We start from the raw sequence: 14497 nt of genomic DNA on the forward strand, positions 1-14497 counted from the left end.
TAACGGGCTTTTGAAAATGTGGCAGGCACACTTGCCGCCGAAACCCAACTTTCAGACGGCCCGCCCCTTTCGGGTTACAATACTGTACATAAAAACACAAAGGAAAAGCCGTGAGCCTGCTCAAAAAACTGCCCAAACCCATGCTGCCCGACGAAACACGCCGCGATATTCAGGCGCGCGAGTCGTATCATGTATTGAAGATTATTTCCGAATTTGTCGAAGCCGGCGAAGAATTGCGCGCCATTCAGCCAGCCGTCAGCATTTACGGCAGCGCGCGCACGCCTGAAAACCATCCCGACTACGAGTTTACATTACGCTTGGCACGCAAACTGTCGGATGCCGGATTTTCCGTCATTTCCGGCGGCGGACCGGGCATTATGGAAGCGGCCAACAAAGGCGCGTTTGCAGGCGCAAGCCCGGCGGTGGGGCTGAATATCGTGTTGCCGCACGAGCAAAAAGCCAATCCGTATCAGGATTTGTCGATTAAATTCCAACACTTCTTCCCGCGCAAAGTCATGTTCGTCAAACACGCCGTGGCGTATGTCGTTATGCCTGGCGGTTTCGGCACATTGGACGAATTGTTTGAAAGCCTGACCTTGGTGCAAACCGGCAAAACGCCCGACCGCCCGATTATCTTAGTGGGCAAAGCATTTTGGGCAGGGTTGTTGGACTGGATACGCGAGCAGTTGTTGGGTAGAAACCTGATTTTGGAAGAGGATTTGAACCTGATCCGCGTCATCGACGACGAAGACGAAATTATCGAAGAAATCTTCGCCCATTACGAAAACCGCTTGGAAGACTTGTCCGAACACCAAAATGCTTGGTCGCTGGGGCTGTAAAAAACTAAGGTTTCAACTGAAAAAGCGGTTATCCCAGCTGCCCTTTGCTTCATTAATAAAGGCCGTCTGAAAATGTTTTCAGACGGCCTTTTATCTTCTTTCAAAGCGTTTAATTGTTTTCCCACTCGACATGCTCACTCAAGAAGCCGCCGCTTTGGTGTGCCCAAAGTTTGGCGTACAGGCCTTGTTTCTTGAGCAACTCGGTGTGGCTGCCTTCTTCGATAATGCGGCCTTTGTCCAAGACGATGAGACGGTCCATCGCGGCGATGGTGGAGAGGCGGTGGGCGATGGCAATCACGGTTTTGCCTTCCATCATTTTGTCGAGGCTTTCTTGGATGGCGGCTTCGACTTCGGAGTCGAGCGCGCTGGTGGCTTCGTCAAGCAACAGAATCGGCGCGTCTTTGAGCATAACGCGGGCGATGGCGATGCGTTGGCGCTGGCCGCCGGAAAGTTTCACGCCGCGTTCGCCAACGTGTGCATCATAGCCGCGTCGGCCTTTGGCATCGCTTAAGTTAGGAATAAAACCGGTGGCCTCGGCGCGTTCGGCGGCAGAAATCATTTCGGCTTCGGTCGCATCGGGACGGCCGTAGATAATGTTGTCGCGGACGGAGCGGTGCAGCAGGGAGGTATCTTGCGTTACCAAACCGATTTGGGCGCGCAGACTTTCTTGGGTAACGCTGTCCACGTTTTGGCCGTCGATCGAAATCGTGCCGCTTTGCGGTTCGTAAAAACGCAGGAGCAGGTTGACGATGGTGGATTTACCCGCGCCGCTGCGGCCGATCAAGCCGACTTTTTCGCCGGGTTTGATGTTCAGATTAAAGCCGTTGAGGAGCGGTTTGCCTGCTTCGTAGGAGAAATCGACGTGATCAAACTTGATTTCGCCTCGGGTGACTTTCAGCGGCAGGGCTTGCGGCTTGTCGAGGATGGTGTGTGGTTTGGACAGGGTGGCCATGCCGTCGTTGACGGTACCGATGTTTTCAAACAATCGGGCAGACTCCCACATGATGTATTGCGACAAACCGTTCACACGCAATGCCATGGCCGTGGCGGTGGCGACTGCGCCTACGCCGACTTGGCCGTGATACCAAAGCCAAATACCCAAGGCGGTCGTGCCGACGGTCAGCGAGCTGTTGACGATAAAGCTGCAGGTGTACAGCAGCGTTGCCAAACGCATTTGGGCATGGACGGTTACCATAAACTCTTCCATCGACTGCTTGGCATAAGCGGCCTCGCGTGCGCCGTGGGAGAAGAGTTTGACGGTGGCGATATTGGAATAGGCGTCGGTAATGCGGCCGGTCATCAGCGAGCGCGCATCGGCTTGACGTGCAGCGGTTTTGCCGAGTTTGGGAATCAGGAAGCGCATAATCATCGCGAATCCAATCATCCAGCAGATAAACGGCACGATAAGCCAGGCATCGAATGAGGACAGAATCACGCCGGAAGTGATGAAGTACACCAGCACATACACAACCATATCGGCGACGGTCATCACGACATCGCGCAGCGCCAGCGCGGTTTGCATCACTTTGGCGGACACGCGTCCTGCAAATTCGTCCTGATAAAAGCCCAGGCTTTGACCCAGCATCAGGCGGTGGAAATTCCAGCGCAGGCGCATGGGGAACACGCCTTGCAGGGTTTGCAGGCGCACATTGGAAGCGAAAAAGGTCCAAACGGCAAAAAATGCCACCATGGCCATCATGCCGATTAATGCATGGCCTTTTTCGACAAACAGCGTTTGCGGCGTATAAGTGCCGAGCCAGTCGACTACCTTACCCATAAATTGGAACATCAAGGCTTCCATGATGCCGACGCCGACCGTAAACACGGCCAACACGGCAATCCATTTGCGCACGCCTTCAATGTTGCTCCAAATAAACCGCCACAACCCTTTTTCTGGCGTTTTCGGAGCGGCTTCGGGATAAGGGTCGATGCGGGACTCGAACCATGAGAATATTTTTTTAATCATTGTTTTTGCAAATGTGATAAGACGGTCAGGCCGTCTGAAAGAGGTGTTCAAATACATTCAAGACTGTATTTTACGGGAAAAATCCGACTGATGACAGCGTATACCGTCAGTCCGATCAAACCAATCTATCGGCTTAACCATCTAAAAATCCCTTTGATTGGCATAAAACAAAGGCCGTCTGAAACTTTTCAGACGGCCTTTGCTGGATTTAGGTTAACCCTAAAATCACTCTTTACGTTGACGGCCCAAATCGGCAGCGGCAGTAAACAAAACGTCGGTGGAAGAGTTCAACGCAGTTTCTGCAGAGTCTTGAATCACGCCGATGATGAAGCCGACAGCAACCACCTGCATGGCCACATCGTTATCGATACCGAACAGGCTGCACGCCAAAGGAATCAGCAGCAATGAGCCACCGGCCACACCGGATGCACCGCACGCGCTGACGGTGGCCACCAGGCTCAGCAGCAGGGCAGTGGCGAAGTCAACCGTAATGCCTTGCGTGTGCGCCGCAGCCATCGCCAAAACGGTAATGGTGATTGCCGCACCGGCCATATTGATGGTTGCACCCAATGGAATGGAGATAGAGTAAGTGTCTTCGTGCAGGCCCAGTTTTTTCGCCAATGCCATGTTCACAGGGATGTTGGCGGCGGAAGAACGGGTGAAGAAGGCATACACGCCGCTTTCGCGCAGGCAGGTAAACACCAGCGGGAAAGGATTGCTGCGGATTTGCGTCCACACAATAATCGGGTTGACCACCAAAGCGATAAACAGCATACAGCCGAGCAATACGGCCAACAGCTGCATATAGCCGGCAAGCGCTTCAAAACCGGTTTCCGCAATAGTAGAAGACACCAAGCCGAAAATACCCAGCGGCGCAAAACGGATAATCCACTTCACAACCGTCGAAACGGTATCGGCCAAGTCGGCCGCCACTTGGCGGGTCGTATCCGAACCGTGATGGCGCAAAGCCGCGCCCAATACCAAAGCCCAAGCCAAAATGCCGATATAGTTGGCATTGGCCAGCGCGTTAATCGGGTTGGCCACCAAATTCATCAGCAGCGTTTTCAGCACTTCGACAATGCCGGAAGGCGGCGCAACGGATACATCGCCGGCCGTACGCAGAATCAGCGTGGTCGGGAATGCCATACTGGCAATGACTGCCACCACAGCCGCAGCAAACGTACCGAAAATATACAAAATCAAAATCGGTTTGATGTGAGCCTGATTGCCTTTTTGGTGTTGCGCAATGGCGGCAGTCACCAAAACAAATACCAAAATCGGCGCGATAGCCTTAAGCGCACCGACAAACAGGCTGCCCAGCAGTCCTGCGCTGATACCGACTTGCGGCGAAACTGCACCCACAATAATACCTAAAACCAAGCCGATGGCGATTTGCGCCACCAGGCTGACGCGATTGAGCGCGTTCAAAATCGGATTGCCACTTGCCATATCCGTTCCTTCAATTTAAAGATATGTTAAAAAAGTCTTACATTCTAAAATAAAAAATCATTTGTCGGCGAGGTTTTCATGCACACCTCACAAAAACGGCATTAAAGTTTAACATTTATGACACAATTGGCACTTTATGCCAAAAATACAGTCAAATCTGCTCAAACCCTACTCTTAGAATATACCCATACCGTTGCTTTATTCTCTATATCTTGCTTTCAGACGGCCCGAAATCTGCGCCATAAGGCCGAATACAAAGGCAACTTCACCAGTAAAAATACAAAAACATAAATATTACAATCAGATAGAAACAAACCAAAATCCGCCCTTTAAGTCGCATTTGACAACGTTATCGCGCTAAATTTCCGTTTATAACCATAGCCTGAAACCTTGCAGAAATAATGTTAAAATCCCCAAACTGAAGAATTGTCGCTGTCGAACACACATCATGACCAAACTGACCTACCCTGTTTTATTTGCATCATTGGCGCTCGCCTACGGACACGCGTTGGCAGTAGATACTTCCGTTCCCAAAGCGGAAGACTACGAGGCTGTTCCCGAATCCGAAATGCCCAAGCAGCCCAAAGACGACCAAACAGGCAAACTCAAGCCCAAATTCCCCGTCAAAATCGACACCCAAGACAGCGAAGTCAAAGAAATGCTTGAAGAATACCTGCCGCTGATTACCCAGCAGCAGGATGAGGAGCTGGACAAAGAGCAGGTCGGCTTCCTCGCCGAAGAGGCGCCCGACAACGTCAAAACCATGCTCCGGACCAAAGGCTACTTCAACAGCAACGTCAGTATTCAAGACCACGGCGAGAGCTACACCGTCAACGTCACCCCCGGCCCGCGCACCAAAGTCGACAACGTCAGCGTGGCCATCCTCGGCGACGTATTGAATGACGACAACTTGGCCGAGTACTACCAAAATGCGATGGAAAACTGGCAGCAGCCCGTCGGCGAAAACTTCGACCAAGACGGCTGGAATGCGAGTAAAACCTCCGTCCTCAGCGCGGTAACACGCAAAAAATATCCATTGGCGAAACTCACCACCACCCAGGCCACCATCAATCCCAATACCCAGAAGGCCGACTTAAACGTCATCGTGGAGAGCAACCGCCCGATTTACTTCGGCGAGTTCCAAATCACCGGCACGCGCCGCTACCCTGAAAGCGTGGTTTCCGGCATGGCGCGCTTCCAACCCGGTTCGCCTTACGACTTAGACAAAATCCTCGACCTGCAACAGGCGCTCGAACAAAACGGCCACTATTCCGGCGCGTCCGTACAAGCCGACTTCGACCAACTGCAAGGCGACCGCGTTCCCGTCAAAATCAACGTGACCGAAGTCAAACGCCACAAACTGGAAACCGGTATCCGCTACGACTCCGAATACGGAATCGGCGGCCGCATCGCCTACGACTATTACAACCTCTTCAACAAAGGCTACATCGGTTCGGTCGTTTGGGACATGGACAAATACGAAACCACGCTGGCCGCCGGTATCAGCCAGCCGCGCAACAACCGCGGCAACTACTGGACCAGCAACGTTTCCTACAACCGCTCGACCACGCAAAACCTTGAAAAACGCGCCCTGACCAGCGGTATTTGGTATGTCCGCGACCGCAACAATATCGATGCCCGCTTCGGCCTCGAATTTATTACCGAAGACCGTAAAGTCCCCGACACCAGCTACGATTTGGGCCGAAGCCATGCCACCATGCTGACCGCCTCATGGAAACGGCAAAGCATCGAAACCGAGCTGCATCCTCAAAACGGCTACTACCTCGACGGCAAAATCGGCACGACTTTGGGCAAACTCCTCTCCTCCACCCAAATGGCACGCGCTACAGCACGCGCAGGCTATTTCTTCACGCCTGAAAACAAAAAACTCGGTACATTCATCGTACGCGGACAGGCAGGCTACGTTTATGCCCGCGAAGGCGAAGAAGTACCGTCCAGCCTGATGTTCCGCACCGGCGGCGCGACTTCCGTACGTGGTTACGAACTCGACAGCATCGGCTTGGCAGGCCCCAACGGCTCCGTCCTGCCGCAACGCGCCTTGGTGGTCGGCAGCCTCGAATATCAATTCCCGGTTACCAAAAGCTTCTCCGGCGCCATCTTCCACGATGTCGGCGATGCGACAAGCAACTTCAAACACATGACCTTAAAACACGGTACCGGCTTGGGTGTGCGCTGGTTCAGCCCGGTTGCGCCGTTCTCCTTCGACATTGCCTACGGCCATCACGACAAGAAAATCCGCTGGCACATCAGCTTAGGCACAAGGTTTTAACAAACATACACCATCCATTCTTTCAGATGGCCTCAGCCATTCCAGGCCGTCTGAACAACAGACAAACAGAAAAATATCATGACCGATACTGCAAACACTTCCACGCCGTCTGAACAACAGCCCGCCCCGCCAAAGCGCAAAAAACGCCTGTTACGCGGCTTTGTCCTGTCCGCCTTGAGCGTATTGACCGTTTCTGCCGGCGCAATCGGCTGGCTGGTCGGTACGGAATCGGGTTTGCATTTCGGTTTGTACAAGATCCCGTCATGGTTCGGCGTCAAAATCTCTTCGGACACACTGAAAGGCACGCTGATTGAAGGTTTTGAAGGCGACAAATGGTTGATTGAAACAGAAGGTGCGGATGTCAAAATCAGCAGCTTCCGCTTTGATTGGAAACCGTCCGAGCTGTTCCGTCCGTCTTTGCACATTACCGAAGTCGTGGCCGGCGACATCGCCATTGTGACCAAGCGCACGCCGCCCAAAGAAGAAGAGCCTTCAAAAGGCCTGCCTGACAGCATAGACCTGCCCGTTACCGCCTATCTCGACCGTTTGGAAACCGGCAAAATCAGCGTAGGCAAGCGTTTTGACAAGCAGAGCGTCTATCTCGACCATCTGCACGCAGCCTATCATTACGACAAAAAAGAACACCGCCTCCACATCAAAACCGCCGACACGCCCTGGAGCAGCTCGACAGGCGCGGTGGTGCTCGGTTTGAACAAACCCTACGTCCTCAATACCGCCATCTACACCAAAGGCCAGCTTGAGGGCGAAACCATACACGGCACGGTGCGCCTGTGGGGCAGCCTGCAAGACGTGTACACCGACCTACTGCTCGACGGCGACAATGTTCATTTGTCTGCCAAATCCACCATCCACCCATTCGCCGACAGCCTCAACGAAACCGTCGGCGAAATCCTGGTTAAAGGTTCCAACATCAATCCGCAGGCCTTCCTGCCCACCCTGCCCAAAGCGCGCCTGAATTTCGACGCCACCACCATTCCGTCCTTTACCGACGGCGTTGCGTTGGAAGGCTCGATTGACTTGGAAAACGACCAAGCCGGTTTTGCCGATGAAAACCATATCCCCGTCAAACGCATCCTCGGCGAATTCATCGTCGACGATAAAGGCACGGTCAAAATCGAAGACATCGGCGTCGGCCTGCTCAAAGACGGCAGCATCGATGTATCCGGCTCTATCGATACCGCCCAAGACCAACTCAAACTCGCACTGGGCATCAACAATACCGGCGCAGACGACTTTGTCCGTCAAAACATCGCAGGCCGTCTGAACGGCAGTATCGACGTCAAAGGCGAAACCTCCTCCCCCGTCGTCAACTGGAATCTCGACAGCGGATTCGCGCGTACAGACGGCATGCTGTTTTTCCAAACCGACAAACAGCTCGGCCAGCGCACACTCAAGCTCGACAAAGTCCGCCTGGTTCCGCAAAACGGCGGCGAACTCAACGCCAAAGGCTCGCTCGAACTCTTCAAAGACCGCAAACTGCAGCTGGACATCGTCAGCAAAGCCTTCAACCCTGCGCGCATCGATCCGCAGCTTCCGCAAGGCAGCGTCAACGGCAACATCAACTTGACCGGCATACTGGCGCAAGAGAAATTCGCCGGTAAAATGCAGTTCGCACCGAGTACGCTCAACGGCGTTCCGCTCAGCGGCAAAGCCGACGTCGCCTATGAAAACAAACACCTCTCGCGCGCCCTGACCGACCTGACCCTCGGCAGCAACATCGTCAAAACTAACGGCAGCTTTGGCAAAAAAGGCGACCGCCTCAACCTCAACATTACCGCCCCCGATTTGTCGCGTTTCGGCTTCGGCTTGGGCGGCCTGCTCAACGCGCGCGGCTACATCTCCGGCAGTTTTTCAGACGGTCTCAAAACCCTTGAAGCCGATTTGAACGGCGAAGCGCGCAACTTCAAAGTCGCCGATACCGTCAACATCCGTACCCTCGACTTCAAGCTTAAAGGTTCGCCCGACACCAACCGTCCGTTGAGTGCCGATATTAAAGGCGAACACATCGCCGTCTCCGGCGGCGCGGCCATGATTGACAACGTCAACCTGCTCATCAGCGGCACAGGTTCGCACCACCACATCCGCGGCAACAGCAGCATGGCGGTGGACAACAAACGCTACAAGCTCGACCTCGACGCCACCGGCGGCCTCAACAAAGACCAAACCCAATGGAAAGGCACGGTAGACACGCTCGACATCAACGGCGCGTTCAACCTCAAACTGCAAAACCGCCTCAACCTCGAAGCCGGCAGCGAACGCGTTTCCCTCAGCAGCGCGCGCTGGGCGGCCATGGGCGGCAACCTCAACCTGCAAAATTTCGTTTGGGACAAGAAAGCCGGCATTACCAGTAAAGGCAGCGCACAAAATCTGCACATTACCGAATTACACAACTTCTACACTCCGCCTATCGAACACAACCTCGTCTTGGGCGGCGACTGGGATTTGGCGTACAGTCAAAACGCGCGCGGCTTTCTCAACATCAACCGTCAAAGCGGCGACATCATCCTGCCGAGCAAAGACCCGAAAAACAAACAGCCTTTGGGGCTTTCCGCACTCGCCCTGCGTACCCGTTTCCAAAACGGCCGCATCGACAGCACGCTGGAAGGCAACACCCGCTTCGGCAAAGTTGACGGCACGCTCGGCATCGCCCAGCAGTTCGGCAACAACATCAACAACGCCCCTGTCAGCGGCAAAGTCAATATCAGCATTCCCGATTTGGGCTCGCTCAAATCCTTTATGCCGGCGACAGCCCAAGGCATTGCAGGCCGTCTGAACGCGACCGCCACCATCGGCGGCCGACTCGGTTCGCCTACCGTCAACAGCAACCTCGACCTCCAAACCAATTACGGCCGTGCCGACGGTACTGTCAACATCGGTCAGGGTACCAGCTTCGACACCGCCCCCCTGAGCGGCAAACTCAACCTGAACGTTGCCAACCTCGAAGTCTTCCGCAACTTCCTGCCCGTCGGCCAAACCCTCAAAGGCCGTCTGAACGCCGCCGTCAACTTGGCAGGCCGTCTGAACGATCCGCAACTGAGCGGCCTGATTAATGGCGACAACCTCTATTACCGCCATCAAACCCAAGGCCTGATTCTCGACAACGGCGTATTGCGTTCGCGCCTGCAGGGTCAAAAATGGGTGATCGACAGCCTCAAATTCCACCGTAGCGGCACGATTGAGCTCAAAGGCGCGGTCAACCTTGCCAATGCCAACCCCGATGTCGACGTAGACATCGTCTTCGACAAATACCGCACCCTCTCGCGGCCAAACCGCCAACTGCAGCTCTCCGGCGCGGCCAAAGTCCTCTACAATCCGGAAAAAGGCGTATCGCTCAACGGCACGCTCAACACCGACTACGGCAGGTTTGGTTCGCAAAAATCCTCCATGCCGACCCTCGATGACGACGTGGTTGTACTGGGCGAAACCAAAAAAGAAGCAACGGCCACCACGCCGATTAATCTGAACCTTGTCTTGAACATCAACGACAATGTCCGCTTTGTCGGCTACGGCGCAGACGTTACCATCGGCGGCAAACTGACCATCACGTCCCGCCCCGGCGAAGCCGTCCAAGGCGTCGGTACCGTGCGCGTTGTCAAAGGCCGCTACAAAGCCTACGGCCAAGACCTCGACATCACCAAAGGTGCGGTTTCCTTCGTCGGCCCGCTGACCGATCCGAACCTTAACATCCGTGCCGAACGCCGTCTCTCCCCGGTCGGCGCAGGTGTCGAAGTTCTCGGCAGCCTCAACAATCCGCGCGTGACCTTGGTTGCGAAGGAAGCCATGAGTGAAAAAGACAAACTCTCCTGGCTCATCCTCAACCGTGCCAGCAGCGGCAGCGACGGTGACAACGCCACGCTCTCTGCGGCCGCCAGCGCGCTGCTTGCCGGCCAAGTCAACGACCGCATCGGCCTCGTGGATGATTTGGGCTTTACCAGCAAACGCAGCCGCAACGCTCAAACCGGCGAGCTCAATCCTGCCGAACAAGTCCTGACCGTCGGCAAACAGCTCACCAACAACCTCTACGCAGGTTACGAATACGGCATCTCCAGCGCCGAACAATCCGTCAAACTCGTGTACCAACTGACCCGCGCCATCCAAGCCGTTGCCCGCATCGGCACGCGCTCGTCCGGCGGCGAGTTGAAATACACCATCCGCTTTGACAACTGGTTCGGCAAAGACGAACCCGAGCCGGAAGAACAACACTAAAAGCCGTGAAAAAGGCCGTCTGAGATTCATCTTTCAGACGGCCTTTATCTTGTTCTACCGTATCAAAATCCGCAGCCATGCCTCAAAAAACAAAGGCCAACGGCGCAAGTTTGAAAATAAATGCAGCTAAAAAAGTGAGCGGCCAGCCACGGCTTATTCCAAGTTAGCGATAAATAAGCAGATACAAAAAGGCCGTCTGAAACTGACAGGGGCAGGTTTCAGACGGCTTTTTTGAATCATCGAAACATCTTATGCATGGCATTGCTGATTAATTCGAGCTGTTTCTTATATTCGCGGCAACGGGGGCAGAGAGACAGGTGCACAGCGAGGGCAATGCGGTTAAAAAGACTGAGGCGTACTTGGTCTTGCTGTTTGGAAATCAGATCGGTTATTTTGCGGCATTTTTTCATGGCGTTTTCCTGTCAGGCATGGGAGAACCATTTGATTTGCAGGCACTGGCGCAAGGTTTCGCGCGCGCGGTGCATGATGGTGTGATAGTTGGCATGGCTGATGCCGCATTGCTCGCGGATTTCATCGCTTGAAAAACCGAGAATTTCTTTCATAGTAAACACGCGGGCGGTGTTTTCCGGCAGATGGTAGAGGCAGGTCTGTAAAACTTGGTAGAACTCTTTATTGTTCAAACTGGCTTCGGGCGAGTCCCAACCCTGAGGCTGTCCTTCGTCCGTCCAATGACCGTCGGCGGCAAAATGTCCTTCAAAGGCTTCATCCAAGGCTTCCTCGTCGCGCGTGACGAAAACTTGGCGTTGCCGCCCGATTTGGCGCAGGCAGTCGGTAATTTTGTTTTTTAAGATTGCAAACAGCCAGCTGCTCACTTGGGCGCCGCCTTTGAAACCCTCGGCCGCACGGTAAGCGGAAAGCATGGTTTCCTGTACGAGGTCTTCCGCCAAATCGGGGCGGTCGGGCAGCTGGATCTGGGCAAAGCGCAGCAGCAGTTTGCGGGATTCGGCAAGCTCGGCATCGGTCAGTTCGGGTAGGGCCATAATGTATCAGTATGAAATGAATGATCAATATGCTTCTGATTTTACGCTGATACGGCAAGAGCATGCGATTGAATCTATAAACGATTTCAGTAGTATTTTTGTTTTACCGAAACCGACTGCGCCCGTTTCAGACGGCTTTGATTTATGCTGCAACCAAAATGCCCTGTTCCAGCCATTCTGTCCATTTTTGCCTTAATGCGTCCTGCCAAGTGTTTTCAGACGGCATGAACTCTGCCAGCATGGTTTGCAGGCCGTTTAGGGAAGTGGGCGTCTCTGCCAGCGTTTCCAGCAATAAGGCGTCGAAATCGTTGAGCGTTTGATACATCACGTCGTCTTCCTTATCGCGCCACACCAAAACGGCAGTTTCCGCCTCCTGCAATTCGTCCGTCACATCATACTGATAACGGCGCACAAAGGCGGCGGAAGAAAGGGTGTACGCTAAATCGTCTGAATCTGTATGGACTGCTTGGCTGTCGATTTGAGCGGTTTCGGCGAGCAGCTGAGTGTGTTCAAAGTCCATCAATGCCAAGAGGTCGTCTGAAAGCGGCAGACTTTGGCAATATTGGAGGAACTCGCCGGGGATTTCTTGAAAATAGGGCGTTTGGGCGCGCGCGTCACGGACGAAACCTTCTTTCAGACGGCCCCATTCTTCGCTGTCAAAGTATTGCAGCGTTTCGGTATAACAGCGGTCGATAAAGCTGTGAATATTGTTGCGTATCAGGCGGATATAGACGTTCAGACGCTCTTGCGGCAATCCGTCTTCGGCTTTGCCTTCGCGTATGGCTTGGGCAAAGCGGTGTTGATATTGGGCGGAGGTTTCAGGCTGCACGGCGGTATTCCTTTCCGGCACGCATTTGATAGTCGGCGATTTTAGCGACTTCGGCTTCGAGTTCGGCAAAAGGCGGGAAATTGAAATCGCGTTCCAACAGGGTGGGCGGAATCGTCGGCAGTTTGGCATAGGCCAGTTCGAGTAAATCCCAAACGGTCGGCAAAACCGCCGCGCCATGCGTATCAATCAACAATTCCGGCGTTTCGACGTCATGTCCGGCAATGTGGATATAGCACACGCGCTCTGCGTCCACATTTTCTAAAAAGGCTTCGGGCGACAACAGGCCGTGATTGACGGCGTTGACGTAAATATTGTTCACATCCAAATGAATGCCGCAGTCGGCTTCACGGGCAACCGCGTTGAGGAACTCGACTTCGTTCATCTCGGCAAGCGGAGAATGCAGGTAGTAGGAGGTGTTTTCCACGGCGATGCGGCAGCCCAAACGGTCTTGCACTTCGCGGATACGGCGCGCGGTATGTTTCACCATCTCATCAGTGAAAGGCAGCGGCAACAAATCGTAAAGATGACCGCCGTCGTGGCAATAGCTCAAATGGTCGGAGAAAAACGTGCAGTCATAACGGCGCATCATTTCTTTGATTCCGTCTATCAAGGCAGTATCCAGCGGTGCTTGTCCGCCCAACGACATGGATAATCCGTGCAACGCCAGCGGCAGCCGTTCCGCCACGCGGTCAAACTGTTTGCGCGCCCTGCCGCCCATTTTCAGCCAGTTTTCGGGGGCGGCTTCGATAAAGCGTATCGGGCTGTCGTCTGAAAGCGAGAGGAAGTCTTCCGCCAAGTCGCGGCGGTAGCCCAAGCCTGCGTGTTGAATCATGGTGATGTCCTGTTATGATGCCGTATGAACGACAAAGTCGCATTTTTGTTTATAAAATGCGACTTTGTTAAAGGTATGTTGCAGGATTATTTAGAACCGCATTTACCTTCGCCGCATTTACCTTCTACTACTTTGGCAGCTTTAGCTTTAGATGCTTTGCCTTTTTTAGCGTGGGCTTTTTCCACGGTTGAACCGCATTTGCCTTCGCCACATTTGCCTTCGCTTGCTTTAGAAACAGCGCTTGCACCGCATGAACCTTCACCGGCTTTAACCGCACCGCAAGAGCCTTGAGCAGATTTTTGAACACCTGCTTTGCTGCTGAACGGTTTATCAGCGGCAACAACGCCGGCAGCCAGAGACAGGGACAGTGCACCGGCCAAAGCAGCAGCTACATTTTTTTTCATTTTAACTTCCTTTTTAAAATACGAGTTTAAATAAATCAAGGGATAATATCGGGCATTTAAAGTCGGCCCGCGACCATTAATCCTTAAAGATAATCCTTAAAGAAAATGCTTGATACGGCAACAGCGTTTCTTCAGCAGGGCATCCAAAGACAGACGGCCTGCGCCCTGCAATAGGACAGGAAATAAAACCACCAAATAAATCAGTGCTATTTTATAACCGTTGTCGCACACATTGTAACCCAAGCCGGCATGTACCGCAGACCATGCGACAGCCGTTACGACCATCAATCCCAGCGCGGACAGCCGCGTTGCCAAGCCGACGATGAGCAGCGCAGGCAAAACCAGTTCCGCCCACATGGCCAAATTCCAGTTGACCGTATCCGACAACAAATTGAACGGAAAGGGAAATTGACTGTTTATTTCTGCAAACCAGTTTTCCCCGTTCCATTTTTCCAAACCGGACTCAAGAAATTCATACGCGGCAAAAAGCCTGAGCGTCAACAAACCGAAAGCAGCCTGCCAAGAGGGGTTGGATGAGGTGTTCATTTATTTTCCTAATCAATGTGTGTTGAATGGGATGGGACGAAAAATCAATCGGCACCATCCCATATTTCATGCCTGTTTAGACGCGGCAGCTTTAAAAAACTGACGAAATAAATA

10 protein-coding genes are annotated in these 14497 nt (G+C 53.4%); 3 read left to right on the forward strand and 7 right to left on the reverse strand.

All coding sequences use genetic code 11. The features are described from left to right. Positions 1-110: 110 nt before the first annotated feature. Positions 111-839 carry a TIGR00730 family Rossman fold protein gene (locus tag ACTHSW_RS01650; RefSeq protein ID WP_003686578.1) on the forward strand — a complete coding sequence of 243 codons (729 nt, stop codon included), beginning with the start codon at positions 111-113 and terminating at the stop codon, positions 837-839. A 109-nt stretch (positions 840-948) separates the two neighbouring features. Here ACTHSW_RS01650 and ACTHSW_RS01655 read toward each other — a convergent pair whose 3' ends face one another. Both ACTHSW_RS01655 and sstT read right to left on the reverse strand, forming a co-directional pair. Beyond that, entirely contained in the window at positions 949-2805 is a 1857-nt protein-coding gene (locus ACTHSW_RS01655; protein ID WP_070461033.1) for an ABC transporter ATP-binding protein, read from the reverse strand. 225 nt (positions 2806-3030) lie between these two features. Beyond that, the gene (sstT, locus tag ACTHSW_RS01660) at positions 3031-4254 is read right to left on the reverse strand and encodes a serine/threonine transporter SstT (protein ID WP_070461031.1); all 1224 of its coding nucleotides are present in this window, start codon (positions 4252-4254) and stop codon (positions 3031-3033) included. A gap of 448 nt (positions 4255-4702) precedes the next feature. Between sstT and ACTHSW_RS01665 the strand changes: the two genes are divergently transcribed. Together ACTHSW_RS01665 and ACTHSW_RS01670 are read left to right on the forward strand one after the other, a co-directional pair. Continuing rightward, a complete protein-coding gene (locus tag ACTHSW_RS01665) occupies positions 4703-6544 on the forward strand; it encodes an autotransporter assembly complex protein TamA (RefSeq protein ID WP_070461028.1) in 1842 nt (613 codons plus the stop codon). 78 nt (positions 6545-6622) lie between these two features. Beyond that, positions 6623-10771, forward strand: a complete 4149-nt coding sequence (locus tag ACTHSW_RS01670) for a translocation/assembly module TamB domain-containing protein (protein WP_070461026.1) — start codon at positions 6623-6625, stop codon at positions 10769-10771. A 422-nt stretch (positions 10772-11193) separates the two neighbouring features. On the opposite strand, the gene ACTHSW_RS01675 is transcribed toward ACTHSW_RS01670, so the two are convergent. The 5 genes from ACTHSW_RS01675 to ACTHSW_RS01695 form a co-directional block, all read right to left on the reverse strand. After that, the gene (locus ACTHSW_RS01675) at positions 11194-11772 is read right to left on the reverse strand and encodes a sigma-70 family RNA polymerase sigma factor (RefSeq protein ID WP_070461023.1); all 579 of its coding nucleotides are present in this window, start codon (positions 11770-11772) and stop codon (positions 11194-11196) included. A gap of 142 nt (positions 11773-11914) precedes the next feature. After that, positions 11915-12601 (reverse strand): HvfC family RiPP maturation protein, encoded by a 687-nt coding sequence (locus ACTHSW_RS01680; RefSeq protein ID WP_070461020.1) that lies wholly within the window; start codon positions 12599-12601, stop codon positions 11915-11917. Next, complete coding sequence (locus ACTHSW_RS01685) at positions 12591-13433, reverse strand: HvfB family MNIO-type RiPP peptide maturase (protein WP_070461018.1); 843 nt, start codon at positions 13431-13433, stop codon at positions 12591-12593. The genes ACTHSW_RS01680 and ACTHSW_RS01685 overlap by 11 nt, the downstream gene beginning before the upstream one ends. Before the next feature lie 86 nt (positions 13434-13519). After that, positions 13520-13837: an HvfA family oxazolone/thioamide-modified RiPP metallophore gene (locus tag ACTHSW_RS01690; RefSeq protein WP_070461015.1), complete on the reverse strand. Its 318-nt coding sequence runs from the start codon at positions 13835-13837 to the stop codon at positions 13520-13522. A 96-nt stretch (positions 13838-13933) separates the two neighbouring features. Next, complete coding sequence (locus ACTHSW_RS01695) at positions 13934-14383, reverse strand: HvfX family Cu-binding RiPP maturation protein (RefSeq protein WP_004519155.1); 450 nt, start codon at positions 14381-14383, stop codon at positions 13934-13936. Between the last annotated feature and the right edge of the window lie 114 nt (positions 14384-14497).

This window comes from Neisseria sp. P0008.S004 (assembly GCF_051962755.1).
GTDB classification, from domain to species: Bacteria; Pseudomonadota; Gammaproteobacteria; order Burkholderiales; family Neisseriaceae; genus Neisseria; species Neisseria subflava_A.

Coding starts and splice junctions, on each gene's coding strand:
- ACTHSW_RS01655 (WP_070461033.1), bottom strand. CDS start 2,805: ATGATTAAAAAAATATTCTCATGGTTCGAGTCCCGCATCGACCCTTAT.
- sstT (WP_070461031.1), bottom strand. CDS start 4,254: ATGGCAAGTGGCAATCCGATTTTGAACGCGCTCAATCGCGTCAGCCTG.
- ACTHSW_RS01665 (WP_070461028.1), top strand. CDS start 4,703: ATGACCAAACTGACCTACCCTGTTTTATTTGCATCATTGGCGCTCGCC.
- ACTHSW_RS01670 (WP_070461026.1), top strand. CDS start 6,623: ATGACCGATACTGCAAACACTTCCACGCCGTCTGAACAACAGCCCGCC.
- ACTHSW_RS01675 (WP_070461023.1), bottom strand. CDS start 11,772: ATGGCCCTACCCGAACTGACCGATGCCGAGCTTGCCGAATCCCGCAAA.
- ACTHSW_RS01685 (WP_070461018.1), bottom strand. CDS start 13,433: ATGATTCAACACGCAGGCTTGGGCTACCGCCGCGACTTGGCGGAAGAC.
- ACTHSW_RS01690 (WP_070461015.1), bottom strand. CDS start 13,837: ATGAAAAAAAATGTAGCTGCTGCTTTGGCCGGTGCACTGTCCCTGTCT.
- ACTHSW_RS01695 (WP_004519155.1), bottom strand. CDS start 14,383: ATGAACACCTCATCCAACCCCTCTTGGCAGGCTGCTTTCGGTTTGTTG.